Below are 24,131 nucleotides of genomic sequence, written 5' to 3'. Positions count from 1 at the left end.
AGGCCGGTCCTGTCGCTCACGCGTGGTCACTGCCGGCCGAGTGTGCCGGAGCGTCGCAGCCGTCGTACCACTGACCGCGGGTCCGTGCCAGGTATGGGTGAACCGTCGGCAGGGGCCGACGCGGTGGTGGACTGCCCGGTGGTGACGTCGGCGGTCCAGAGGGCGAGCTCGCGGTCGCGGGGGCCGTACGCGGTGTGCGGCTCGCCGTCGCCGAAGACACGCACCGGGTGCGAGGCGTCCCAGCGCTGCCAGCCCGGGTCGCCGTCGGTGGCGAAGCGGACCCAGGCCGTGTGCATCTCGTCGGCGAGGCTCTGCGGGGCGCCCTCGCCGGCGAGTCTGCGGGACTCCGGGGTCTCGCCGGTGTCGAAGACGAAGCCCAGCTCAAGGGCGTGGCAGGCGCCGAGGTCGGGGAGGCTGGAGGGCCAGGCGAACTCGTACACGTACGAGGCCTCCGCGCGGGCGTCGGCCAGGCGGTGCAGCGGGATCCTGAGCAGGTGGTCGGTGACCAGCTGGCCGACGGTCTCGGCGGTGCCCGCCTGCGGGCGCAGGGCGCGGTAGCCGCGGACCACCTCGTGGCCGCAGTGACAGCGGGCCATGGCGCCGGCCAGGGCGACCGCGCCGAGCCGTTCGACGCGCTCCAGCAGCCCGCCCGGCACCAGCCACAGCCGGTACTCGTCGCGGGTCCAGCCCATCAGCAGGTCCACGCCCCGCGCCGCCTCGCCCTCCGTCAGGGCCTGACGGGGGTCGCGCGGGACGACGTCCCCGTCCACGACGATGCCGAAGGCGGGTCCGCCGAGCACGGGGCTGCTGAGCCGGCCGACCTCGGCCTGGGTGCGCAGCAGCAGGTCCCGGTCGACGGCGGCGAAAGCCTGGGCGGTGGCGGGGATCTTCAGCCGGGCCGCCATCCGGCGGACCAGGCGCCGTACCTTGTCCCGCTCGGCCGCCTCGGGCGGCCCGCTCTGCAGCACCGCCCTCCTGACCAGGCCCTGGGCCTGTGGTGCGGCGATCAGGGCGCCGATGCTGATGGCCCCGGCGGACTGGCCGCACAGGGTGATCCGGCCGGGGTCGCCGCCGAAGGCCTCGATCGCGTCGTGCACCCAAGTCAGGGCGGCGAGCTGGTCACGCAGGCCGGGGTTGGCGGGAGCGTCCGGGAACAGTCCGTAGCCCTCCACTCCCAGTCGGTAGTTGACCGAGACGAGGACCACGCCGTCCCGGGCGAAGGCGTGCCCGTCGTACACGGGCACGGCCGAGGAGCCCCTGGTCAGGGCGCCGCCGTGCAGCCACACCAGGACGGGGAGCCGGGCGCCGGGGCCCGGCTCGGGTGTCCACACGTTGAGGTTGAGGCAGTCGTCACCCGGCACGACCGGGTCGGACAGGTACCGCGCGAAGGCCTCGGAGTACGGCGGTTTCGGCGCCGTCGGCCCGAAGGAGCCCGCGTCGCGCACTCCGTCCCAGGGCTCGGGCGGCTCGGGCGGCCGGAAACGGCGGGGCCCGAAGGGGGGCGCGGCGTACGGGATGCCCCGGAACACCGCGATTCCCCGCTCGTGTCTGCCGCGTACGGCCCCGTACGGCGTCCTGACGACGGGATGTGTCCGGTCTGCCGTCATACGCCACCAGCCCTTCACCGCGTGCTCGTGCACCGGAAACACCAGAGCACCCCATCATCCTGGTGTATTCCGGTGCACGTGCCCGGCTTGACCGCTATTTGGCGTACATCAGGGTGCCGAACCCGAGCTGGTCGTAGCCGCCGCTGGTGGAGCCGTAGTCACCGCCCCCGCCCTCGGGGGCGACCAGGTTGTAGTACATCTGCGAGATGTACTTGTCGTCCAGGAACAGGCGCCGGTTGTAGTGGAAGTGGAGCATGGCCCACACCGGACGGATCTGGCCGCGGCTGTTGGAGCTGATCACCGTCTGCGTCTGCTGACTGCAGGTCGTACCGCTGCCCCAGGTGTAGGTGGTGAAGGGCACGTCCATGCCCAGGTTGTACTTGGCGACGTACTGTGCCGCCTTCATGAATCTCCGGTTGTCGTACGAGTAGAGGTCGTCGCCCTGGTTCCAGGCCATCTCGCAGATGGCACCCATCTGGCCCATGCCCATGATGGTGTGGCCCTGGTCGCGGCCGGACTCCTGCCACTGGCCGAGGGCGTAGCCGGCGGAGTCGGTGTAGAGGTACGGCACGGCGCGCGCGATGGAGCCGTTGCCGGCGCCGGTCTTGAAGTAGTTGACGGCCTGGTCGTACTTGGCGCCGTCGTCGCACAGGATCCCGATGGCCATGATCGAGGCCATGGTGCACAGGTCCCAGTTCGCCCAGTAGTTGGTGATGCAGGCGCCGTTGTGGCGGACCAGGAAGTCGTTGTTCATCGGGTAGAACACGTTCAGCATCATCTGCTTGAACTTGTTCAGGTCGAAGCCCGCGTAGCCGCGCATGAGCTCGGCGGCCTGGCAGAACTCCCAGCCGTAGATACCGGCGGCGAGGAACCGGTCGGCGGTGCCCTGGATGGACGTCAGGGTGTTCGCCCAGGCGTTGAGGATGCGCACGGCGCAGTCGCCGTTCGCGGCGGTGCCGGCCACCTGCCAGCGCAGGGCGTTCTGGTAGGCGGCGGCGATGTCGTTGTAGAGGATGCTGTAGTTCTCGGGGTAGCCCGTTCCGCGGTAGACCGTGGCTTGCGGACGGGCCGTCCAGGTGGACTGCGAGTGGGAGTTGGCGGTCAGCCGGTTCCAGCCGGACAGCCAGGGTTCGTCGCCCGCGGCGACCCTGACCTTGGCCCGGTTGATGTCACCCCAGTTGTGCAGCATGCCGGGGTGGGTGAAGGTGGCGGGGGCGGCGTCGGCCGTGGTGGCGGTGGCGGTGGCGCCGAGGGCGAGAGCGGCGGTGATGCCGCCGGCGGTCTTCAGCAGACCGCGGCGGCTCACCTCGCCGCTGGGAAGGTGCGTGTGGGGGGAAGTGCGGCTCATGCGGTGCATCTCCAATCCGTGGAGGATTACATGGGGGTGATGCTCACCTCGTCGAACTCGGTGGTGCTGCGGGCCAGGGGGTTGCGGGAGCAGACCACGAGGCCCACGTAGTAGGGGGCGTCGCCGAAGCCGGGGATGTCTCGCGCGGCGAGGGGGGTCCAGCTGACGCCGTCATCGGTGGATACGGACGCGGTGAAGCTCGTTCCGGTGCGCTTCAGCCGCAGCAGGCAAGGGGCGGTGACCGTCCCGTTGCCCGTGAAGGCGGACTTTCCGGCGACGGTCGTGCGCAGCATGAGCTGTGCGCTGGTGCCGCCGGTGACGATCGCCCCGGCCGCCTGGTCGAACGGCGACAGGGACTTGGCCATGAGCAGGCCCACCCGGTCGCCGCTCGCGCCCGTGCGGGAGACGAGCCGGGCGGTGACCTGGCAGTCGCCGGTCACGGGCCGCCGTACGAACTGGCCCGTCATGCCCTGGCCGTTGGCGTTGAGCTCGTACCCGGCTCCCCGCACCACGAAGGTCCCGTCCTCGTATGCGGAAGTGCCGGGCGTCTGGACGGCGACCACGCCGAAGGTGCCGTAGGCGCGATCGTCGAGGACGACGTCGCCGAGGTCGCCGTACGTCCAGGGGTCGGGCGGCGGGGTGCCGACCGTGAGGGTCAGCGTGCCGCTCGTGTCGCCGGCCGCGTTGCCCACGCTGGTGGTCACGGTGAACTCACCGGTCCCGGTGGGCGTTCCGCAGATCAGGCCGGTGCGCTTGTCCACGCGCAGACCGTCGGGAAGCCCGTCCGCGCCGAACCGGATGGGCTCGTGCGAGGCCCGCAGCTGGAAGCGGAAGGGGACGCCCTTGTTGGCGAACGCCGAGGCGGCGGAGGTGAGCCGGGGCAGGGACGGCGTCGGCATCTCGGCGGCCGCGGAATCCGACAGGGGGCCGCGTCCGCCGCGGTTGGTCTTGGCGACGACGTAGTGGTACGTCGTGCCGGGCGTTCCGGTGGCGTCCGCGTACCGGATGCGGGTGCCGAAGCCGACCGGGCCGACGCCGGTCGCGACCGTCTCGTAGGGGCCGTGGTCCGTGGTGGACCGCAGCACCTTGTAGCGGGCCGAGAGGTCCGGGTCGGTCCAGGACAGTTCGACGGCGTCCGCTCCCGCCGAGGCCGTGAGGTCCGTGGGCGCGTAGGCGGGCTCCGGTACGGTCCACACCTCTCCGAGCGCGGAGTCCACCACGACGTTGTCGAAGGCGCCGGTGCCGGTCTCGGCGTAGTCCTGGTCGACACCGAGGCAGGAGGTGAGGGCCAGGCCCGCGTACGCGGTGCGGCCCAGCTCGACCTCGGTGGAGCCGACCTCGGTCCAGCGGATGCCGTCCGGGGAGATGGCGCCGGTGCAGCGGTCACCCTTGCGGGTGACGCGGACCCAGTACGGCATCCGCATCCGGTAGCCGTCGCCCGCGCCCTCGACGTACGGGGCCTCAAGCGGGGTCGCCGACTCGGGCAGCGTGCCGAGGCTGGAGATCGGGAAGGCGGCACTGGTGGTGATCGCCGTCTGCTGGGAGGGCGGCACCGGGGTGCTGCCGGTCGCGGAGATGTCCGCCCCGGCCTTCGGGCGTACGGTCCACACGCCGCTCCAGGTGTGCAGCGGCAGGCCCTGGATCAGCATCGAGGCGTGGGCCGCGTCCGCGTCGAGGGAAGCGCGCAGGGTGACGCCGATCTTGGAGTACTGGGAGCTGAGCGGCCACACGATCCGGGCGGTGATGCTGCCGTCGCCGCGCAGCGGCAGGTGCGCCAGCCGGTAGGTGTCGGCGGTGCCGGACGCCTCCAGCACGAACCGCTCCCCGTCGAAGACGGCGGACCCGGGGATCCTCACGTCCCCGACGTCTCGCGTGGACCAGGGGGCGGGCAGACCGGCGGTGGCTGCCACCCAGGCGGAACGGTCGCTGGACCCTTGGGAATTGGTGGCGGTGACGGTGTAGTAGTAGGTCTGCCCGGCTCGTACGCCGCCGTCGGTGTACGTCGGCTTGCCGACTCCGGAGGCGATCTTCTCGTACGGGCCGTCGGCCTCCTCGGCCCGCAGCACCGTGTAGGACTCGGCCCACGCCGACGGCAGCCAGGTCACGGTGACCGTCTTGTCGTCGCCGGCCGCCGTGACACCGGCCGGGGCCGTGGGCACGGCCGGGGAGGGCGCCTTCGTACCGGCGTAGGTGAGGGTGCCCCAGCTGGGCAGGTCGTCGTTGCTGCCCTCGACGACGCGGGCGCCGCCGGTGCCGCGGAAGACGGCCGCCTTGGTGTACGGGGTGTCGAGACCGCGGACGCCTGCGTAGTGCGCGTACGCCATCTCGTAGATCGGCGGCAGGTTGCCGCGGCCGCCTGGCCCGAGCGCCGTCTTGATGTACTTGCCGGTGCGGTCCAGGTCGGCGACGAAGGGGACGTCGCCGCCGAGGTTGTAGCGGGCGGCGTACTCGAAGTTGGCGAGGAGGCGGTGGTCGTCGTATCCCCACAGGTCGACGCCCTGGTTCCAGGCGACCTGCGCGATGTCGCCGGTCAGGCCGACCGCGAGCTGTTCGTGGCCCTGGTCGCGGCCGCTCTCCTGGCCCTGGCCCGCGTCGGTGACGATGCGGTGCGCGATGCTGCCGTTGCCGGCGCCGGCCGCGGCGAATCTGAGCGCGTCCTCGAAGAGGGTGTACTCCTCGCAGAACACGCCGATGGCGAGGATGGTCTGCAGCGCCGTCAGGTCCCAGTTGCCGTTGGCGTAGAGCATGTAGCCGGACACCGCCGGATACCACACGCGCAGGAAGGATTCCTCGCAGCGCGCGATGTCCTCGTCCGCCCAGCCGTCGTAGTCGCTGTGCCGCAGCAACTCGGCCGCGTTGACGAACTTGAAGGCCTGCAGGCCCGCGCCGAGCGGGCCGTCGGCGCCGGTGATGCCGGTGAGCGAGGCCGACCAGGCGTTGAGGATGTCGCGGGCCTTGTCGGCGTTGGCCCGGTTGCCCGTGACACACCACATCAGGGCGTTCTGGTAGGCGGCGGCCGAGTCGGCGACGGCCTGGTTCTGGAAGTTGGTGGGGCCACGGCCCCAGGTGGTGATCTGGCCGGTGTTCTGGATCGTGTACGTGGACTTCGACCGCGCGTGGGCGGCGAACGCCAGGTACCCGTCGTAGATGGGTGATTCCTGCGCGGCGACCGCTGCCTTCATGCGCGCCAGGTCGGCGGCGCTGTGCAGCAGTCCGGGGTGGGTGAAGGCCCGGATCCGGGCCGTGCCGTCCTGGGCCCACGCCGCCGCGGCGGAGGCGGACAGCAGTCCGCCTCCGGCCGCGACCACGAGCCCTGCGGCGCCGAGGAACGAACGTCTGCTGAGAGGAAGCACGGGTGACTCCATGGTGCTCGGGCGCCGCATCACGCGTGCTGGATGGTGAGGGTGACGTTCTGCGTCGCGGTGCCGACGCTGTTGGCCGCCTTGACGGTGACCGTGAAGGTGCCGACGTTGTCCTCGGCGACGCCGGAGATCAGACCGGTGGCCGTGTCGATCTCCAGGCCCTTCGGCAGCCCCTCGGCGTCGAACGACGTCGGCAGCCCGCCGGCCGTGATCAGGTAGTTGAAGACCTGGTTCTTGGTGGCCGTCGCCTGGTCCGGGCTGGTGATCTGGGGCGCGTCGGTGGACGTGGCCTCGGTGGAGTTCAGGAACCGCGCGTTCAGCACGTGCTCGTTGGCGTACGCGGGCATCATGTCCCAGAACGTGTACCAGCCGGGCTTCTTCATCCCGTTGCCGATGAACTTGCCGTTGATGACCAGGTTCTGGAAGGTGACGTTCTTGATGGCGTGGTCCGCGTCGTAGCCGACCATGATCGCCGGGTTGGCGCGCGTGCCGTTGTACGACAGGTTCTTGATGTACACACCGTCGATGCCCCGGCCGATGGAGGTGTTGTACGACTTGTTGAACATGACCCGCATGTTGATCAGCTGGCCCCAGCGGAAGTCCTCCACCCGGATGTCCTGGGCGCGGACGTTGCGCACCAGGTTGCTGTCGCCGGGGTTGAGCGCGATGCAGCCCTGGTAGTTCATCTGCGGTTCGCGGTGGTCGAGGATGTCGATGTTGCTGAAGACGAGGTTCTCGATGGTCTCCGGGTTGTCGGTGTTGCCGTGCGTGCCGACGTTGACCGGGTGCGCGACGTCCGCCCAGAGGGTGGAGTCGCGGACGGTGATGTTGCGGCAGTCGCCGTAGTAGTCCCAGCGGTGGGCGTAGATCGCGATGCAGTCGTCGGCGTTGCGCATGTAGACGCGGTCGATCAGGACGTCCTCGCTGCAGAAGATGTCGATGCCGTCGCCCCACTGCCCGTGGCTGTAGGAGTGGAAGTCACGGATGGTGACCTGCTTGGACTGGCCGACGGTGATGGCGTAGCCGCTGCTCGGGTTGAGCACCGTGACGCCGTCGATCCCGATGTTCTGGGAGTACTCGACCAGCACGCCGTTCGCCGAGTTGTAGATCACGCCGCGGCCGCGCAGCCGGGCGTTCTCCACGTTCTGGAACGCCACCCGCGACGTCAGCACCGCGCCACCGGCCAGGTAGAGCGTCTTGCCGCTGGGCACGTTCACCACACCGTCGGTGGTCTTGTGCAGGCCGGGGCCGAAGTAGATGACGTCGGGGTCGTCGGGGTCGGGAACGTTCGAGTCGACCGGGTTGGCGTGCAGCTGCAGGTTGTTGAAGACGTCGCCGTCGACCTCGATGGAGAGGTTGCGGGGCTCGGTGAGGGTGAAGCTCACCGTGGCGCCGTCCACCGTGAAGTCGATGTCGTACGACAGGGGGCGGATCCGCGCGGTGCCGATGGTGCCCTTGGCCGAGGTGACCGCGACCTCCACCGTGCCGTCGAAGTCGAACATGGCGACGGAGGAGTTGAAGACCGGACCACTGCCCGTGTTCGCGTCGATCTGCTTCGCCCTGGCACGGTAGACGGGCACCGTCTGCCAGTCGCCGCCCGGTGTACGGGCCTTGACGGAGTAACTCGCATTGGTGGGGACGCCGCTGGGGATGGGGTACACCACCAGCTTGTTGTCCGACGCGGGGGTGTCGTCCGCTTGCGCGGCGCCGGCCGCCGTACCGATCAGGGAGTACGCGGCCGCTACGGCGCCCGCGGACTGGAGGACGGTGCGCCGGGACAGGCCGGGGCTCTCGGTGTCGTTCATGGTGCGGTTCCTTCAGTAAAGGCGGAGACGAGAGATACGGAAGGTCACTTGAGGCCGGAGGTGGACATGCCGGTGATGAAGCCGCGCTGGGCGATGAGGAAGACCAGCAGGATGGGCACGACGTACATCACGGAGGCCGCGGCCTGGAGCTCGGGGACGGGCGTCCCGGCCTCACTGACGTAGGTGGTCATCACGGCGACGGCGAGCGTGGTGCGGTCGGTGGACAGCAGCAGCTGCGGGGCGATGTAGTCACCCCAGGTCCAGGTGAAGGCGATGATGAAGCTCGCGGACAGCACGGGCCAGGACTGCGGCAGGAAGATCCGCCAGAAGATCGACGAGTATCCGCAGCCGTCCACGATCGCGGCCTCCTCCAGCTCGCGCGGCATGCCCGCGAAGAACTGCCGGAACAGGAAGACCAGATACGGCGCCGCGGACAGGCCCCACAGCACCCACGGCCAGTACGTGTCGACCATGCCGAGCTTGGCGAAGATCAGGTACGTGGGCAGCAGGGTGACCATCTGCGGCAGCATCATCGAGCCGAGCAGGATGCCGAACAGCCACTTCTTGCCCGGCGCGTCGAGGCGGGCGAAGCCGTAGCCGACCCAGGCGGAGCTGAGGGTGACGAGCGTGGCGTAGAGGAGGGCGATGATCAGTGAGTTGCGGGCGTAGCCGAGGAAGTCGATCTCGGTGAAGGCGTCGGCGAAGTTGTGCCACTGGAAGGCCTCGGGCAGCCAGTGCACGGGCGAGGCGGCCAGTTCACCCTGGGTCTTCAGGCCGGAGAGGACCAGCCAGCCGAAGGGGCCGAGGAACAGCCCGGTGACGGAGACGAGGGCCGTGTAGAGGGCGAGGCGCTTGACCCGCACCCGCACGCGCACCTCGTTCATCGATGCCTTGGGCGGCACAGTGGTGGCGGTCACTTCTTCGCCTCCGGGTCGACGTTGTAGAACACCACGCCGGACGTGAACTTGAAGATGAGTCCGGTCACGATGAGGATCAGGACGAAGAGCACCCACAGCAGCGCGGAGGCGTAGCCGTAGCGGCCGAGCGCGAAGTACTGCGCGAAGACGTGCATCATGTAGAAGTAGTTGGACTGCGGGACCGTGGTGATACCGCTCGTGTCGCCGAGCGGCGCCAGCAGCAGCGGCATGATGGTCTGCACCGAGGCGATCATTCCGGTCACCGTCTGGAAGAGCAGGACGGGCGACAGCAGCGGCACGGTGATACTGCGGAAGGTGCGCCAGGCGCTCGCCCCGTCGATGCGGGCGGCCTCGTGGAGCTCCTGGGGTACGTCCTGGAGCCCGGCCAGCGAGATGATCATGACGTTTCCGGCGGCCCAGAGCACCGTCATCAGCAGTACGTAGCGGGCGTAGGGGTCGCCGAGCCAGCCCACGGCGTCGATGCCGAAGGAGGTCAGGACGCCGTTGGCCGCACCGGAGTTCGGGTCGAAGAGCAGCTTGAAGGCGAGGCCCGCGCCCACCGGCGGCACCACGGCGGGCAGATAGAGCAGGGTGCGGAACAGGCCGCGCGCCTTGAGGGGCCGGTTGACCAGGACGGCGAGGGCCAGGCCCGCGGCGATCGACAGCGGCACCGAGGTCAGCGCGAACAGGCCCGCACGGCCCAGCGCGTCCCAGGTGACGGGATCGTTCACCAGCTCGCGGTAGTTGCCGAGTCCGACGTAGCGCCAGTGGGGCGAGATGCCGTCGAACGTGGTGAAGCTCAGCCACAGCGCGTACGCCATCGGCGCGATGGTCAGCAGCAGGAACCCGATGATCCAGGGCGAGGTGAACATGTAGAACGCCCGGTGCCTGCGCGCGGTCATGGAGATCCGCGGCCGGTCGGCGGCGGGCGCCCGGCCGGTCTGCACCGCGGCGTCGGGCCGGCCCGCGACGGAGGAGATCTGTTCGACCGTCATCCCACTTGCTCCTTACCGCGCTTCATCTGCTCGTTGATGGCCGAGTTGAGGCGTCCGGCGAGCGTGTCGACGGAGATCTGGCCGTTCATCGCGGCGGGGGCGATCTGGTTGAAGAGGGCGTCGACCGCGTCCGCCCGGGTGTAGGGGGTGAAGGAGACCACCGAGAAATGCTTCAGCTCGTTCTGCTGCACCTGGAGCACCCGCTTCTGGTAGTCCTCCTTGGCCGGCATCAGCGGGCGCAGGGACTTCAGGGTGGGGATGCCCCAGCCGCCGGAGGCGCGGGCCTTGGCCGGCTCCTCGCCGAAGAACCACTCGAAGACCCGCCATGCGGCGTCCTTGTTCTTCGCCCCACGCGGCATCCACAGCCCGGTGCCGCCCTGGCAGGCGCTGATCCGCGGGCCGCCCGCGAAGACCGGGGCGGGCGCCAGACGGGACACCTCCGCCAGCTTCTTGTCGGCGCCGATCATGCCGCCCATCCAGTAACCGGAGTTCGACATGGCCAGCCGGCCGGCCTGGTAGGTGGGCCCGTCCCAGCCGTTGGGGTCGGGCTGGATCAGGCTCGGTCCGACCTTGGTCCTGGCGTAGTCCATGTACCAGGTCAGGGCCTTGCGGGCTTCGGGGGTGGTGAAGTCGACGCGGGAGAAGTCGTCACTGAAGAGACTGCCGCCGGCGGACGCCGTCATGGTCGCCAGGAGGGTGGACCGGGTCAGGCCGTTGAAACTGCCGCCGAAGACGATGGTCTGGCCCTTCTTCCGCTGCACGAGGCGCTTGGCGTTGTCGAGCCACTCCTCGTACGTGACCGGCTCGGTCTCGGGCGGGTAGTCGACGCCGCCCTTGTCGAAGGCCGCGGTGTTGTACCAGAACATGGAGTCCTGGGAGAAGTCCTTCGCCATGCCGTAGCGCGGGCCCTTGCCCTGGGTCGTGCCGTCGAACCGCCACAGGTCGTTGACGGGGTCCAGGTCGTCCAGCTTGAGGACGCTGCTCCGGGCGAAGTAGGGGTCCAGCTCCTCTGCCACGTCCCGCGCCGCGAAGTACGGCGCGTCCACGGCGCCGACGCCGCGCACCAGGTCGGGCGGGTTGCCGCTGGTGAGCATCGCGATCAGCTTGGTGATGTCGTACTTCACCAGGACGATCTTGATACCGAGGTCCTTCCGGGCCTGCTTGATCTGCTCCGGGAGGATGTCTCCGGAGTTGACCATCACGGTGACGGTCTCGCCCGAGCCGCTGACGCCGCTGGACACCTGCATCGCGCAGCCGCTCAGTGCTGCCGCGCCCGTCGCGGCGCCGGCGGCCGACAGGGCGAGAAATCGGCGGCGGCTCAGGTCGGCACCAGCACGCGGGTGCATGAACGCACCACCTCCTGCTTCGTCTGTTCGGGACACCGGTACCGGTCATCGATCGATGCGGCGGCTGACGGCCAGGTTGGCAACCGGTTGTTGTGCGTGGGGCAGAGCTTCTTCCTGTCCGGAAACCGCGTCAAGAGCCTTGACGAACTTTCGAAAAGACTGTGTAACCTCCACGACACGCTCAACCAGGACGAACATCCTTGATTTCGCAGGCCGTTGGGGCGGCGGAGGGATGACCGGAGCGGGCATCGGCAGCAGGCTGTTGTGGGAACCGGTTGCCAGCGGACAGGCAGGGATTCACGATGACGACCTCGGCTGCCGCACCCCGCGACTTCACTGAGGGACGCGGCCTGAGAGTCGTAACCGATTTCCAGCCGCAGTAGCCCCGGGGTGCACGCCGCACCGGCCGACCGGCCACACCCGCCCCGCGTGGCGCACTCCCCCAGCCTGCCGCGCTCTCTGTCCGCCCCTGCTACGACATGGGCGTATGTGCACCACAGGGCCCGATCCGGAACTGGTGGTCCGCTCAACTCGTCCGGCCGATTGACCGCCCCTTCCCGCAGATCTACGGTAGAAGGCGCTTTCAGAAAATGTTTCCATCCACTGTCCCAGGAGAGTCATGCCCAGCCCCCAGCAGCCACGGGCCGTGTTCGCGATGGATCCGGTGCACCTGCCGTTGCTCTTTCCTCCGCCGGTCATGGCCCGGCTGAGACAGACGGCCGACATCGATCCCGCACTGGTCGTCCAGGACTTCTCCGACCCCGCCGCGGCCGACACCCTGGCCCGCGCCGAGGTGCTGATCACCGGCTGGGGCTGCCCGCACCTCGACGCCGGCGCCCTGGCCGCGGCCCCCGGGCTGCGCGCCGTCCTGCACGCCGCCGGCTCCGTCCGCTCCCTGGTCGGCCAGGCCCTGTGGGAACGCGGCGTCACCGTCTCCAGCGCGGTCACCGGCAACGCCCTGCCGGTCGCGGAGTACACGCTCGCGATGATCCTGCTGGCCGGCAAGGACACCTTCGACCACCGCGAACGCTTCCGCCGCACCCACGCCTACCCGACCCCCGCCGAGACCGCGGCCACCGGCAACCTCGGCCGCCGCATCGGCGTCATCGGCGCCTCGCGCGTGGGCCGCCGGCTGCTGGAGCTGCTGCGGCCGTTCGACCTCACCGTCCTGCTGCACGACCCGTACGTCAGCCCGGCCGAGGCCGCCGCCCTCGGCGCCGAACCGCTCCCGCTGGAGGACCTGCTCCGGCACAGCGACATCGTGAGCCTGCACGCCCCCGACATCCCCGCGACCCACCACATGCTCGACCGCAAGCGGCTCGCGCTGATCCGGGACGGCGGCGTGCTGATCAACACCGCGCGCGGCGCCCTCGTCGACCACGAGGCCCTCACCGACGAGCTGGTCTCCGGCCGGCTCAGCGCGATCCTGGACGTCACCGAACCCGAACCGCTGCCCGCCGGCTCCCCGCTCTACCAGCTCCCCAACGTCTTCCTCACCCCGCACATCGCCGGCTCCCTCGGGAACGAGCTGGAGCGCCTCGGGCGGATCGTCGTCGAGGAACTGGAACGGCTGGTGGCGGGGGTGGCGCCGGTTCACCGAGTGCTGCACGCGGATCTCACCCGGGTCGCCTGACGATGCCGCCCGCGCCTTCGCCCCGCTCGATCGCCCACCGGGCACCCGGGCCGGGGCAGAGAGCCCGACCGCGCTCAGCCCTCCGGGCTTCACCGCTCCGCCACTCCCGCAGACGCTCGCGCGGGGAGACCCCCATGGGCTCTCGACACCGGCGTGCCCCCCGTGACTCGCCCTCCCGGGAGCACCCCCGCACCGCCCTCACCGACCACCCTCCACAAGCCCTCTCCAGCCTGGAGTAACGATGGGATACGGTTTCCGCACCGGCGTGGGGCGGGGCCCCGGCCGGTGTGATCGGGCCACGACGGTGAAGGAGCCCCAACGGTGAGTCAGCGCAAGGCGCCCAGCGACGCCGGCCGGGCGACGATCCGCGACGTGGCGGAGCGCGCCGGCGTGTCCGTGGCGAGCGTCTCGCGGGTGCTGTCCGGCAACTACCCGGTCTCGGACGAACTGCGCCGGCGTGTGATGAAGGTCGTCCGGGACCTGGACTACGTCACCAACGCCCACGCCCGCTCCCTGGCCGGCGGCGGCACCCCGACGGTGGCCATCCTGATCAACAACATCACCGGCGCCGCCTTCGCCCACGTGGCCAAGGGCGTCGAGGGCGCCGCCACCCTGCGCGGCTGGCTGTCGCTGGTGGGTACGACCGGTGATGATCCCGAGCGAGAGCTCGCGCTCGTCAACCTCATGCGCCAGCAGGGCGTCGCCGCCGTCGTCCTGCTCGGCGGCGCCTACGACTACGACGAGTACCAGCTGCGCATGGCCCGCTTCGCCCGTTCCCTGGACGCGGCCGGCTCCCACCTCGTGCTGGTCGGCAGACCTCCGCTGGAGGGCGACGTCCCGGCGACCACGGTCGACTACGACAACGAGGGCGGCGCCTACGCCATGGCCAGCCACCTGCTGTCGGCCGGCCACCGCAGGGTCCTGGTGCTGCCCGGGCACGCCGAGCTCACCACCGCGCAGGGCCGGCTGAACGGTGCCCGGCGGGCCTTCGAGGCGTACGGGGTGCCCTTCGACACGGACCTGGTGCGGCACGGCCAGTACGACTACGAGCACGGCTACGAGGCCGTCGAGGAGGCCCTCCGCGAGGGGCTGGAGTTCACCGCGGTGCTGGCCGGCACCGACGTGGTCGCCGCGGGCGCCATGCAGGCCCTGCGCGCGGCCGGCCTGAGGGTGCCCGAGGACGTCTCCATCGTGGGCTACGACGACATTCCGCTCGCCTCCCAGCTCACCCCCCAACTGACCACCGTGCACGTGCCCTACGAGGAGATGGGCCGGGTCGCGCTGCGTGCCGTGGCCGATCGCCGCGAGGGCGGTGCGGGGCGCCGCAAGAGCGCCGACGGTGAGCATCTGGTGCTGGGCACCCATGTCGTCGTACGCAACTCCGTGCAGCCGCCTGCCCGGCGCCGGTAACCTCCGGCGATTGTTACGTAAACGGTTTCTCGACTGCTTCCGAGCTCGCGGGCGACAGCCGGGGATACCGGCCGGTCCATGGCCCGACCGTCTTGACAGGGCCTTGACCTGCAATGACGCCCGCCGCGCCGCGCATCTCGCCAGGTCGACCGCAGATCACCGGACGGACGATCCGCCGTAACAAATTTCCGCGCACCTCTTGCTATACGCGGATCCCACGGCCTACCGTCCCTGCAACCGCTTACTACAGCTTCCGCTTGGCCGACCCCCCGCAACCGCGAGCCGACGGTTTCCGGCCGCCGTTCCTGGCCAGCACCACCGAGCCGCCGTCCTCTCGTTCTTCCGAACGCTCTCATTCGAAGGATCCCGGTCAGATGAACTTCACCAGCCCCCGGAGAAGGTTCGCCTCCGCCGCCGTCGCGGGAATCGCCCTCACTGGTCTGCTCTCCGCCTGTGGCGGTTCCGACTCCGGAGACTCCGAGTCCAAGTCCAAGTCCTCCGGTCCCGTCACCCTCGACTTCTGGGGCTGGGCCAACGGTCAGGAGGCCGTGGTCAAGGCGTTCAACGCCGGCCACAAGGACGTCCAGCTGAAGTACACCAAGGTCACCGACCAGCTGACCATGCAGAAGCAGCTGACCAACGCCGTCAAGGCGGGCAACGCGCCCTGTCTGCTGCAGAACACCGGTGAGTACGTGACGAGCTGGGTCTCGCAGGGCGCGCTCGCCGACATCACCCAGTACGTCGAGTCCAGCAAGGACAAGTTCAACGCCGGTTCGTGGGCGGTCGGCCAGGTCCAGGGCAAGATCTACGGCGTCCCGACGGCCTCGGCACCCGCCTTCACCATCTACCGCACCGACATCTTCAAGAAGTACGGCCTGAAGGCCCCGGCCACCTGGGACGACTTCATCGCCGCGGGCAAGGTGCTGAAGAAGCACAACATCAAGATCACCAACTACGCCGGTGAGGACCCGAGCACCCTGGAGGTGCTGGCGATGCAGGCCGGGGCGAACTGGTACAGCATCGACGGCAACTCCTGGAAGGTGAACTTCCAGGACGAGGGCACGCTGAAGGCCGCGAAGGTGATCCAGGAGATCATCGACAACGACCTGGACTCCAAGCTGTCCTTCGCCGACTACGCCGCCGTGCAGCGCAACTACGACAACGGCGGCACGGCGACCCGGCAGATCTCCACCTGGCAGATGTCCGGCATGGTGCAGAACTTCACCAAGTCCTTCGGCGACTGGGCCCTGGCCCCCTGGCCGACCTTCAAGGGCGAGGCGCCCCGGACGCCGGCCGGGACCAACCAGAGCGGCAACCTGACGCTGGTCAGCGAGCAGTGCAAGAACAAGGAGCAGGCCGCCAAGGTGGCCCTGTGGATGTCCACCGACCCCGGTGCGGTCAAGACGATGGCGAGCCCGGAGACCGGCAGCGGTGTGATGCCGGCCCTGGCCGACAGTGACTCCTACGTCTCCGAGGCGATCTCCGAGAAGCTGCTCGGCAAGAACTACGAGCCGGCCAAGAAGATCGTGACGGACAGCCTGGGTACCGTCCGGACCGGCTGGACCTTCGGCCCGAACTGGACCGCCATGTTCACGGAGATGCAGGACGAGTGGGCCAAGGTCGTCAGCAAGAAGCAGAAGGTCACCGACCTCCTCGCGCACATGCAGGAGTGGACGGTCAACGACCTGAAGCAGCGCGGTATCAGCGTCAAGGGCTGAGGCGGACTCGATGATTCGCTCCCAGCGCTGGAAGGGTGCCGCGTTCACGGTGCCCTTCCAGCTCGGCTTCGTCTTCCTCTACCTGCTGCCGATCGGCTACGCGGTCTACCAGTCGCTGTTCCTGGAGAAGCAGTCCGGGCTGGGGCTCGGCGGCGGCGCGACCACGGAGTTCGTCGGGCTGGACAACTACGGCAAGGGCCTGACCGACTCGGCGTTCATGACCTCCATCCTGCGGGTGGTGCTGTTCGCCTGTGTCCAGATCCCGTTCATGCTGCTCATCAGCCTGGTGCTGGCGCTCCTCCTGGACGCGGTCACCGCGAAGGCCGCCGGCCGGTTCCGGATCCTGCTGCTGGTGCCGTACATGATCCCCGGCGTGGTCGCGGCCATCGTGTGGATCAACCTGTACAGCCCTCAGGTGGGCCCGCTGACTCCGCTCGGCGAGCTGTTCGGGTTCCACTGGAACTTCTTCGCACCCTCGATGGTGTGGCCGGCCATCGGCAACCTGCTGACCTGGCACGGCATCGGCTACAACATGGTGATCATCTACGCGGCGCTCCAGGGCGTGCCCCGCGAGCTGTTCGAGGCCGCGCGGCTGGACGGCGCCTCGGAGCTGCGGATCGCGCTGAGCATCAAGGTGCCGTTCGTGCGCGGCGCGCTGGTGCTGACCGCTCTGCTGTCGATCATCCAGATGCTGCAGATCTTCAATGAGCCCGCGCTGTTCCGGAACGTGACCCCGCAGACGGTCAGCGACAGCTTCACCCCCATCATGATCATCTACAACCAGGCGTTCAACGCCGCCAACTACCACTACGCCGCGACCCTGTCGGTGCTGCTCGCCCTGATCCTCGGTGTGGCGTCCTTCCTCTTCTACCGGCTGACCTCGAGGGAGGCGGACTGATGGCGCTGACGGAAAACCGCGAGGAGAACGGCACGGAGACGGCGACCGCGCCACCCGGCGGGCGCACCGTGCGGCGGCTCACCCGCCCCGACCCCGCTGCCCGGTCACGGGGCGGGCAGCGGTTCCTCCTGCTCGGTCTGGTCCTGGCCAGCGTCTACAGCCTGTTCCCGGTGTACTGGCTGCTGGTCGCCGCGACCAAGGACCGGGTCGGGCTGTACCAGAGCAACGGGCTGTGGTTCTCCGACTTCCACCTGTGGGAGAACCTGCATCAGGTGTTCACCTACGAGGACGGCATCTTCCTGCGCTGGACCGCCAACTCGTTCCTCTACGCGGGGGTCGGCTCCCTCGGCGGCACCCTCATCGCCCTCGCCACCGGATACGGCCTGGCGCGCTTCGACTTCCCCGGGCGGGGCCTGGTGTTCGCGGCCGTGGTCGGATCCTTCCTGATCCCGATCGCCCTGCTCACCCTGCCGCTGTACCTGCTGTTCTCGGCGATCGGCCTGGTCGACACACCGTGGGCGATGCTCATCCCCTGTCTGATCAATCCGTTCAGCGTGTACCTGGCCAAGGTGTACACCGAGGCCACGATCCCCTTCGAGCTCCTTGAGGCGGCGCGTATCGACGGCGCCGGCGAGCTGCGGATCTTCTTCAGCATCGTGCTGCGGATGATGACCACGGGTGGCGCGACGGTGTTCCTGCTCGCCTTCGTGAACACCTGGAACGCGTTCTTCCTCCCCCTGACCGTGCTGCGCGGCGAGGAGAACTGGACGCTCAACCTGGGTCTGTACAACTGGACCGGCAAACGGGCGGAGTCGGGCATCGATGTGACCAGTCTCGTCCTGACGGGCGCGCTGCTGTCCATCATCCCGATGGCGATCATGATGATCGCGATGCGCCGCTACTGGCGCACCGGCGTCACGATGGGCGCCCTCAAGTGACCACCACCGCCGTCCGCCTGCCCTGACTCCCGGGGGCCGCAGGTGACCCTGACTCCCTGCGGTCTCCGGGTGAACCGACTCTTCCGGAGCCCCACGTGACCGTGCTGCACAATCCCGTCATCCGCGGTTTCGCCCCGGACCCCTCCCTGGTCCGGGTCGGCGACTGGTACTACGTGGCGACCAGTTCCTTCGAGTGGTTCCCGACGATTCCGGTCCACCGTTCCCGGGACCTGGCCCACTGGGAGTACGCGGGCCACGTCCGGGGCGCGGCCCCCGGCGGCTCGCTGGCCGGGGTGCCCGACTCGGGCGGCATCTGGGCGCCGTCGCTGAGCTGGGACGGGGAGCGGTTCTGGGTGGTGTACTCGGTGGTCCGCTCGGTGGGGACGCCGTACTTCGACGTGGACACCTACGTGTGTACGGCCACGGACGTGGCCGGCGAGTGGAGCGCCCCGCGGCGGATCGCGAGCCACGGCTTCGACCCGGCCCTCTTCCACCACGAGGGGCGGTTGTGGCTGCTGAACCTGCAGAACGACCACCGTCCGGGCGGCCGGCGCTTCGCGGGGATCGTCCTGACCGAGCTGGACCGCGACACGCTGGCCACGGTCGGCGACACGCACCTGCTGCTCCAGCACGAGCGGCTGATCGAGGGCCCCAAGCTGCTCAGCCACGGCGGCTGGTACCACCTCGTGCTCGCGGAGGGCGGCACCGGCTTCGAGCACGGTGTGCGGGTGGCGCGCAGCCGGGAGCTCACCGGCCCGTACGAACTCGACGAACGGCCCCTGCTGACCACCCGGGACGACCCGTCGGTGCCCTTGCAGAAGGCCGGGCACGGGGAACTGGTCGAAACCCCGGACGGACAGTGGGTGCTCAGCCATCTGACGGCCCGTCCGCTGCACACCCCGCACGGCCCGCGTTGCACCCTCGGCCGCGAGACCGCCATCCAGGCCGTGACCTGGGACGCCGACGGCCGGCCCCGGCTGCGGCAGGGCGGCTGGCATCCGGCGGTGGAGGTCGACGTACCGACGCGGCCCGATCCGCGGCCACCGGTCGAGCAGCCGGAGCCGCTGTCCTGGCCGTGGAGCACCCTGCGTGAACCGCCGGACCCCTCCTGGGCCGACACCACGAGCCGCCCCGGGTGGATCCGGCTGCGCGGCCGGCAGGGACCGGAGTCGCGCTGGGCGCACAGCCTGCTCGCCCAGCGCATCACCGAGCACCGGGCGGAGGCGGAGGTCACGGTCGAGGCCCGGCCGCGCACCTTCACACAGGCCGCCGGTCTGGTGCTGCGCTACGACGCCGAGGCGTATCTCAGTCTCGACCTCACCTGGGCGGAGCCCGAGGGCGAGCCGCAGCGCGGCCAGCAGTGGCGGGGCGGGGGCCGTACGGTGCTCAGCCTCGTCGACCGCGACGAGGAGGGCACCCGGGAGGTGGCCGTGGTCGAGGTGGACCCGCGCGCGCCCCTGACGCTCGGGGTGACGATCGAGGAGGCCGACGCGCGCTTCTGGTACGTCCGCGACGGTGCGCGGACGGCGATCGGTCCGGCGCTGGACTTCAGTCGGCTCTCCGACGACCACGGATCCCGGCTGCGCTTCACCGGGGCGATGGCCGGCATCCACGCCCGGGACCTCGTCGACGCGGCCTTTACCGCGGACTTCACCGGTTTTCGGCTGGTGTGCACTCCCTCGTGACCGCGGCGTTCGAGGTTTCGAAAGTTTTGATCGGCAAGATCCCCTTGTTTCCTCGGTCTTCCCGTGGTCCTGAGGCAGACCTACAGTAGGAAGCGCTTTCTGCTCGGTCGGTTCCGAGGACCGCGGGAGCAGCGCTGGTCGAAACTTTCATGGCCCCCGGGCGGGCCGGAGAGGCGGGTTCGCGATGGTCCGTGCGGGGAGTGGAGGCGTGGCGTCCGGGCCGACGCTGGCGGTGGTGGCCCGCGAGGCGGGGGTTTCGGTGCCGACCGCGTCCAAGGTGGTCAACGGCCGGGAGGACGTGGCACCGGAGACACGCCGCCGGGTCACGGAGGCGCTGGACCGGCTCGGCTACGTCCGCAGACCCCGCTACGACGCCTCGAAGGCGCCCCGCCTGGTCGACCTGATCGTGCACTCGCTGGACTGCTCCTGGTCGGGCGCGGTGCTGCACGGCGTGGAGGAAGCCGCGTACGACGCGGGTCTGGAGGTCGTGGTCTCGGCGGGCCTGAACCGGACACGGGTCGGGCGGCCGGAGCGCGGCTGGCTGGACAAACTCGTCGCCCGGGGTTCGTCCGGGGTGCTGTTCAACCTGGCGGAGCTGACCGAGTCCCAGTACGCGTGGCTGGAGCAGCACCGCATCCCGTTCGTGATGATCGACCCGGTGCTGGAGCCGCCGCCGGGCGTGGTGTCGGTGGGCGCGGCGAACTGGCAGGGCGGGGTGACGGCGACCGAGCACCTGCTGTCCCTGGGCCACGAGCGGATCGCCGTCATCGCCGGTCAGCGGCGCAAGCAGTGCAGCAGCGGGCGGGTCGCGGGCTACCGCTCGGCACTCGCCTCGGCGGGCGTGCGCCATCGCGCCGAGTACGTCCGCCACGCCGGCTTCGACCCGGCGGTGGCCCACCACCACATGCTGGAACTCCTCGATCTGCCGGAGCCGCCGACGGCCGTGTTCGTCTGCTCGGACGCGATGGCGCTCGGGGTGTACGAGGCGCTGGCCGAGCGCGGGCTGCGGGTGCCGGACGACATCAGTGTGGTCGGCTTCGACGACCTGCCCGAGGCCCGCTGGGCCACCCCGGCGCTGACCACCGTCCGCCAGCCGCTGTCGGAGATGGCGGCGACGGCCCTGCGCCTGCTGGTCCGCATGATGAACGGCGACCGCCCCGAGGGCACCCGCACCGAGCTCTCCACCCGCCTGATCGAACGCGCGAGCACGGCCCCGCCACGCGTGTGGTCGGGGGCCCGTCCCGTCGGAGGGATTCCGGCCCCGGCGAGGGTGGTTATAGGCGGATGATGACGAGAGCGATGTCGTCAGAGACACCCCCGGCGACGTCGAGCCGGGTCAGCAGTGCGTCGGCCAGCAGTTCAGGGGCGAGGGTTCGGTCCTGGGCCATGGCAGTGGTCAGGCGTTCCAAGCCAGCGTCGATGTCCTCGTCGCGGCGTTCGATGAGGCCGTCGGTGTACAGCACGAGGGTGTCTCCCGGCCCGTAAGGGAGGCCGGCCTGGGGGCGGGGGACATGGTGCTCGCGCGTGCCGAGTGGCGGGTCGGTGGCCTGGTCCAGCAGGTCGCAGGTCCCGTCGGTGTGGAGCAGGATCGGCGGTGGGTGCCCGGCGTTGCTGTAGATGATCAGCCTGCTGCGGGTGTCGATGAGTACCTTGACCGCGGTGGCGGCCATGGCTCCGTCCACGGATCGGGCATAGAGGCCGAGGACTTCCAGGGCCTGGGCGGGGCTGGGGATGGCGCGGATGACGGCGCTCAGGGCGCTGCGGAGCATGCCCATGATGGCGGCGGCGTGCAGTCCGTGGCCGACGACATCTCCGACCGCCACGGCGTAGCGGTCGGGTGGCAGGTCGACGATGTCGTACCAGTCGCCGCACACGTTCAGTGACGCGGTCGCGGGCAGGTAGCGCACGGCGATGTTGCTGTGCCGGTTCAGGTCGGGGACGGAGAGCATGGCTTCCTGCAGGGTGATGGCGACCTGCCGTTCGCGGGCGTGGGCCTGGCGCAGTTCCTGGTTCAGCCGGTGCAGCTCGCGGGCCCGGGCGTACAGCTCGGCTGCCATGCCCTCCGTTCGTTCGGGCGACTCCTCGCCGAGCCGACGTGCCCGGGGTGAGTGGACGAAGGACGTGACGTCCGTTATCTGCTGGATGATCCACTTCACTGTGCCGTCAGGCGCGGACAGCGGGGTGTGGACCACTGACCACCATCGCTCCTCGAACCCGTCCTGCTGATCGGGGGCGGGAAGGTCGTACCGCTGGAGCACCGCGGTTTGCGGCTTCCCGGTGTCCAGAAGCCGGTGCAGGGTGGCTTTCAGATTCTGTTCCTCGTCGTCGAAGCCGGGATTTTCCGGCAGGGCGTTGAAGAAGTACTTCCCGATCAACTCGTCTTTGGTCCGGCCGGCAGTCCGCAGGCAGGCCGGGTTGACGTAGCGGATCACCAGGTCCGCATCCAGCACCAGGTACGGGCTTGGTGTGGCGTCGAAGAACGCCGTGAAATCGATGTCCGCTGTCATCACGCGCTCTCCGAGGCCGAGCACGACTCCTGGACTTCCAATCTACGGGCGATCCAGTGCTCGGGCTCGTTCGTTCGCGTTCGTTCACCCCGCACCGCGACCCCGGCCGGGGTCCCGGAAGCTGCTGCCCCACAGCTGGAGCTATGCCCACCGACCCGGCCCCGGCTCGTTCAGAGTCTCCGCCGGAGGCATCGGCAAGCCTTCTGGAGCGAGGAGTTCCCAGCGCTGCTGTTATCGCAGAGAGATCGCCCGAAGCGGCAGCCAGGGCGTCGGCACCGACCTGGAAACTCTCCGTTTCCCACCTCCCGCCAGGCAGTACGAGGCTGGGCGGAGTGACGATGGAGGGGAACCGATCCACCCCTCTACCGGGAGGGTGAGGCGGCATGACATCCCCCTCCGCAACCCCAGCAGGCACCGGCACCATGCCCCCGCATGGCACCGCACCACAGGACCCTTGCTCGGCGGAAGCCTGGCGACCTTGGCGGACATGGGCCGGCAATTCCTTCTCACCGCCTGTCCACCGAGAGTGGATGCGGTGATGGCCGGCGCTCGGACGCGTGCCCGGGTGGTGATCGTGATGAATCCACGCTCGGGCGGCGGCAAGACGGCTCGTTACGGCCTGGTACAGCGGGGCGAGGGCACGGGAGCCCAGGTCTGGACGACCAGCGCGGAGGAGGACGCGGCGTCGCTCGCGAGGAACGCCGTGTTGGAGGGGGCGCAGGTGCTGGGGGTCGCTGGCGGTGACGGCACCGTGTCGGCGGTTGCCGCGGTGGCCGCCGACACGGGCCGGTCGCTGGTCGTGGTCCCGGCGGGCACCCGCAACCACTTCGCCCGGGACCTGGGGCTCGATCTGCGCGATCCAGAAAGGGCGCTGGACGCCCTGGTCGACGGTGAGCCCGCGCAGGTGGACCTGGGGGTGCTCGGCTCGCGTGTCTTCGTCAACAACGTTTCTTTCGGTGTGTACGCCGACGCCCTGCTGGAGCCCGGGTACCGGGAGGACAAGCCTCGCGCGTTCGCCGCAGTGGCGCCCGGCTACCTCAAGGGCAGGCAGTGGGTCGAGGCCCGCGTGGACACACCATGGGGGACCGTCGAGTTCCCGCAGGTGGTGCTGATCTCCAACAACCCTTACCACCTGGCCACACCGCGTTGGCTGGGGCGTCGCTTCTCCCTGAGCACGGGACAGCTGGGCGTCATCGTCCTCAAGCGCCCAGCGCAGGCTCCCCCGGATCTTCTGCGGCATCTGCGCGGCGAACTGCGACAGGACAAACGCGGTGCCGGGTCGGCGGGGGATGGGGCCGTCATCTGGTCTGCCCCCGGCATCACGCTGCACGGTGAGGTGCGGCATCTTGACGCGGGCGTCGACGGCGAAGCGGTGCGGCTTCCTCTGCCCATCGTGTGCCGTATCCGGCCGGGTGCCCTGCGTGTGCTGCTGCCGAAGGACCGGCCGGGCACGCCGCCGGGGCACGCGATGGCGCCACGGAGGGGAAGTCCCTGAGTGCCGGCCTTCCGTATCCCTTTGCCTCACCGGAGTCGGCCCGACCGTGGTGATGTCCGCGCTGCACTCCGCTCGCCCACCATCCGCCTTCGCGGATCATCTGCTGGACATCCGGCTTCATGAAGGCGTGGGGCTGACGGGACCCTGACCGTGTGGTGCGGGCGCTGACCGAGGGGCCCGCCCACTCCCTGCGGCAGATCATGGCCGTCGGCCTGGAGGACGTGATCTGCTTCGGCCGTACCGTCACTGGTTTCGAGCAGGACGGCGAGCAGGTGCGCGTCCAATTGGACGACCCATGCGGCCCGGCTTCGGCGCCGGCGCCAACAGCGCGCTGCGGGAAGCCGCCGCCCTGACCCGGCGCTCACGGCCGCGGTCCATGGTTCCCGAGAGCCCGCGAACGGCCGTCTACGGCCGCGGTGGGCGCAGGACAGGGACGCTGTCGCGGAACGCGGCGGCGTGCTTGTCGA

The 24,131-nt window shown here is 69.8% G+C and carries 17 protein-coding genes; 9 read left to right on the top strand and 8 right to left on the bottom strand.

Annotation, left to right across the window (positions count from 1 at the left end; all coding sequences use genetic code 11):
• Positions 1 to 26: 26 nt before the first annotated feature.
• The 7 genes from NW895_RS37140 to NW895_RS37110 form a co-directional block, all read right to left on the bottom strand.
• The gene (locus NW895_RS37140) at positions 27 to 1,607 is read right to left on the bottom strand and encodes a carboxylesterase family protein (protein ID WP_289941508.1); all 1,581 of its coding nucleotides are present in this window, start codon (positions 1,605 to 1,607) and stop codon (positions 27 to 29) included.
• 94 nt (positions 1,608 to 1,701) lie between these two features.
• Positions 1,702 to 2,955 (bottom strand): alginate lyase family protein, encoded by a 1,254-nt coding sequence (locus tag NW895_RS37135; RefSeq protein WP_289941341.1) that lies wholly within the window; start codon positions 2,953 to 2,955, stop codon positions 1,702 to 1,704.
• A 26-nt stretch (positions 2,956 to 2,981) separates the two neighbouring features.
• Entirely contained in the window at positions 2,982 to 6,320 is a 3,339-nt protein-coding gene (locus tag NW895_RS37130) for an alginate lyase family protein (protein WP_289941339.1), read from the bottom strand.
• A gap of 17 nt (positions 6,321 to 6,337) precedes the next feature.
• Entirely contained in the window at positions 6,338 to 8,122 is a 1,785-nt protein-coding gene (locus NW895_RS37125) for a putative Ig domain-containing protein (protein WP_289941338.1), read from the bottom strand.
• Positions 8,123 to 8,166: 44 nt separating this feature from the next.
• Complete coding sequence (locus tag NW895_RS37120) at positions 8,167 to 9,039, bottom strand: carbohydrate ABC transporter permease (RefSeq protein ID WP_289941337.1); 873 nt, start codon at positions 9,037 to 9,039, stop codon at positions 8,167 to 8,169.
• Positions 9,036 to 10,034: a sugar ABC transporter permease gene (locus tag NW895_RS37115; protein ID WP_289941336.1), complete on the bottom strand. Its 999-nt coding sequence runs from the start codon at positions 10,032 to 10,034 to the stop codon at positions 9,036 to 9,038. Before NW895_RS37115 ends, NW895_RS37120 begins: the two co-directional genes overlap by 4 nt.
• Complete coding sequence (locus NW895_RS37110; protein ID WP_289941335.1) at positions 10,031 to 11,380, bottom strand: extracellular solute-binding protein; 1,350 nt, start codon at positions 11,378 to 11,380, stop codon at positions 10,031 to 10,033. The genes NW895_RS37115 and NW895_RS37110 overlap by 4 nt, the downstream gene beginning before the upstream one ends.
• 619 nt (positions 11,381 to 11,999) lie before the next feature.
• On the opposite strand from NW895_RS37110, the gene NW895_RS37105 reads away from it, so the two are divergent.
• From NW895_RS37105 to NW895_RS37075, 7 genes are all read left to right on the top strand, one after another.
• Positions 12,000 to 13,013 carry a hydroxyacid dehydrogenase gene (locus NW895_RS37105; protein WP_289941334.1) on the top strand — a complete coding sequence of 338 codons (1,014 nt, stop codon included), beginning with the start codon at positions 12,000 to 12,002 and terminating at the stop codon, positions 13,011 to 13,013.
• Between the two features lie 321 nt (positions 13,014 to 13,334).
• Positions 13,335 to 14,423, top strand: a complete 1,089-nt coding sequence (locus NW895_RS37100) for a LacI family DNA-binding transcriptional regulator (protein ID WP_289941333.1) — start codon at positions 13,335 to 13,337, stop codon at positions 14,421 to 14,423.
• 374 nt (positions 14,424 to 14,797) lie between these two features.
• Complete coding sequence (locus NW895_RS37095) at positions 14,798 to 16,141, top strand: extracellular solute-binding protein (protein ID WP_289941332.1); 1,344 nt, start codon at positions 14,798 to 14,800, stop codon at positions 16,139 to 16,141.
• Between the two features lie 10 nt (positions 16,142 to 16,151).
• A complete protein-coding gene (locus tag NW895_RS37090) occupies positions 16,152 to 17,039 on the top strand; it encodes a sugar ABC transporter permease (RefSeq protein ID WP_289941331.1) in 888 nt (295 codons plus the stop codon).
• Positions 17,039 to 17,977 (top strand): carbohydrate ABC transporter permease, encoded by a 939-nt coding sequence (locus NW895_RS37085; RefSeq protein WP_289941329.1) that lies wholly within the window; start codon positions 17,039 to 17,041, stop codon positions 17,975 to 17,977. Before NW895_RS37090 ends, NW895_RS37085 begins: the two co-directional genes overlap by 1 nt.
• Before the next feature lie 95 nt (positions 17,978 to 18,072).
• Positions 18,073 to 19,662 (top strand): family 43 glycosylhydrolase, encoded by a 1,590-nt coding sequence (locus NW895_RS37080; protein WP_289941328.1) that lies wholly within the window; start codon positions 18,073 to 18,075, stop codon positions 19,660 to 19,662.
• 184 nt (positions 19,663 to 19,846) lie between these two features.
• On the top strand, positions 19,847 to 20,950 hold the full coding sequence (locus tag NW895_RS37075; protein WP_289941327.1) for a substrate-binding domain-containing protein: 1,104 nt from the start codon (positions 19,847 to 19,849) through the stop codon (positions 20,948 to 20,950).
• Here the strand turns inward: NW895_RS37075 and NW895_RS37070 are convergent.
• Positions 20,937 to 22,169, bottom strand: coding sequence for a SpoIIE family protein phosphatase (locus tag NW895_RS37070; RefSeq protein ID WP_289941326.1), 1,233 nt, complete (start codon positions 22,167 to 22,169; stop codon positions 20,937 to 20,939). The two genes, NW895_RS37075 and NW895_RS37070, sit on opposite strands and share 14 nt — an antisense overlap.
• 577 nt (positions 22,170 to 22,746) lie before the next feature.
• Here NW895_RS37070 and NW895_RS37065 point away from each other — a divergent pair.
• Entirely contained in the window at positions 22,747 to 23,664 is a 918-nt protein-coding gene (locus tag NW895_RS37065) for a diacylglycerol kinase family protein (RefSeq protein WP_289941325.1), read from the top strand.
• Between the two features lie 152 nt (positions 23,665 to 23,816).
• Positions 23,817 to 24,017, top strand: a complete 201-nt coding sequence (locus NW895_RS37060; RefSeq protein ID WP_289941324.1) for a hypothetical protein — start codon at positions 23,817 to 23,819, stop codon at positions 24,015 to 24,017.
• The last annotated feature ends 114 nt before the right edge of the window (positions 24,018 to 24,131 follow it).

The organism is Streptomyces sp. S.PNR 29 (assembly GCF_030386795.1).
GTDB lineage: Bacteria > Actinomycetota > Actinomycetes > Streptomycetales > Streptomycetaceae > Streptomyces.
The sequence above is the reverse complement of the archived record's forward strand: the minus strand, read 5'-3'. Positions and strand labels throughout refer to the sequence as shown.

Bases quoted from the DNA above. Each gene is read 5' to 3' on its own strand.
- NW895_RS37140 (WP_289941508.1), bottom strand. From the start codon at position 1,607: ATGACGGCAGACCGGACACATCCCGTCGTCAGGACGCCGTACGGGGCC.
- NW895_RS37135 (WP_289941341.1), bottom strand. From the start codon at position 2,955: ATGAGCCGCACTTCCCCCCACACGCACCTTCCCAGCGGCGAGGTGAGC.
- NW895_RS37130 (WP_289941339.1), bottom strand. From the start codon at position 6,320: ATGGAGTCACCCGTGCTTCCTCTCAGCAGACGTTCGTTCCTCGGCGCC.
- NW895_RS37125 (WP_289941338.1), bottom strand. From the start codon at position 8,122: ATGAACGACACCGAGAGCCCCGGCCTGTCCCGGCGCACCGTCCTCCAG.
- NW895_RS37115 (WP_289941336.1), bottom strand. From the start codon at position 10,034: ATGACGGTCGAACAGATCTCCTCCGTCGCGGGCCGGCCCGACGCCGCG.
- NW895_RS37110 (WP_289941335.1), bottom strand. From the start codon at position 11,380: ATGCACCCGCGTGCTGGTGCCGACCTGAGCCGCCGCCGATTTCTCGCC.
- NW895_RS37105 (WP_289941334.1), top strand. From the start codon at position 12,000: ATGCCCAGCCCCCAGCAGCCACGGGCCGTGTTCGCGATGGATCCGGTG.
- NW895_RS37095 (WP_289941332.1), top strand. From the start codon at position 14,798: ATGAACTTCACCAGCCCCCGGAGAAGGTTCGCCTCCGCCGCCGTCGCG.
- NW895_RS37090 (WP_289941331.1), top strand. From the start codon at position 16,152: ATGATTCGCTCCCAGCGCTGGAAGGGTGCCGCGTTCACGGTGCCCTTC.
- NW895_RS37085 (WP_289941329.1), top strand. From the start codon at position 17,039: ATGGCGCTGACGGAAAACCGCGAGGAGAACGGCACGGAGACGGCGACC.
- NW895_RS37075 (WP_289941327.1), top strand. From the start codon at position 19,847: ATGGTCCGTGCGGGGAGTGGAGGCGTGGCGTCCGGGCCGACGCTGGCG.
- NW895_RS37070 (WP_289941326.1), bottom strand. From the start codon at position 22,169: ATGACAGCGGACATCGATTTCACGGCGTTCTTCGACGCCACACCAAGC.
- NW895_RS37065 (WP_289941325.1), top strand. From the start codon at position 22,747: ATGAATCCACGCTCGGGCGGCGGCAAGACGGCTCGTTACGGCCTGGTA.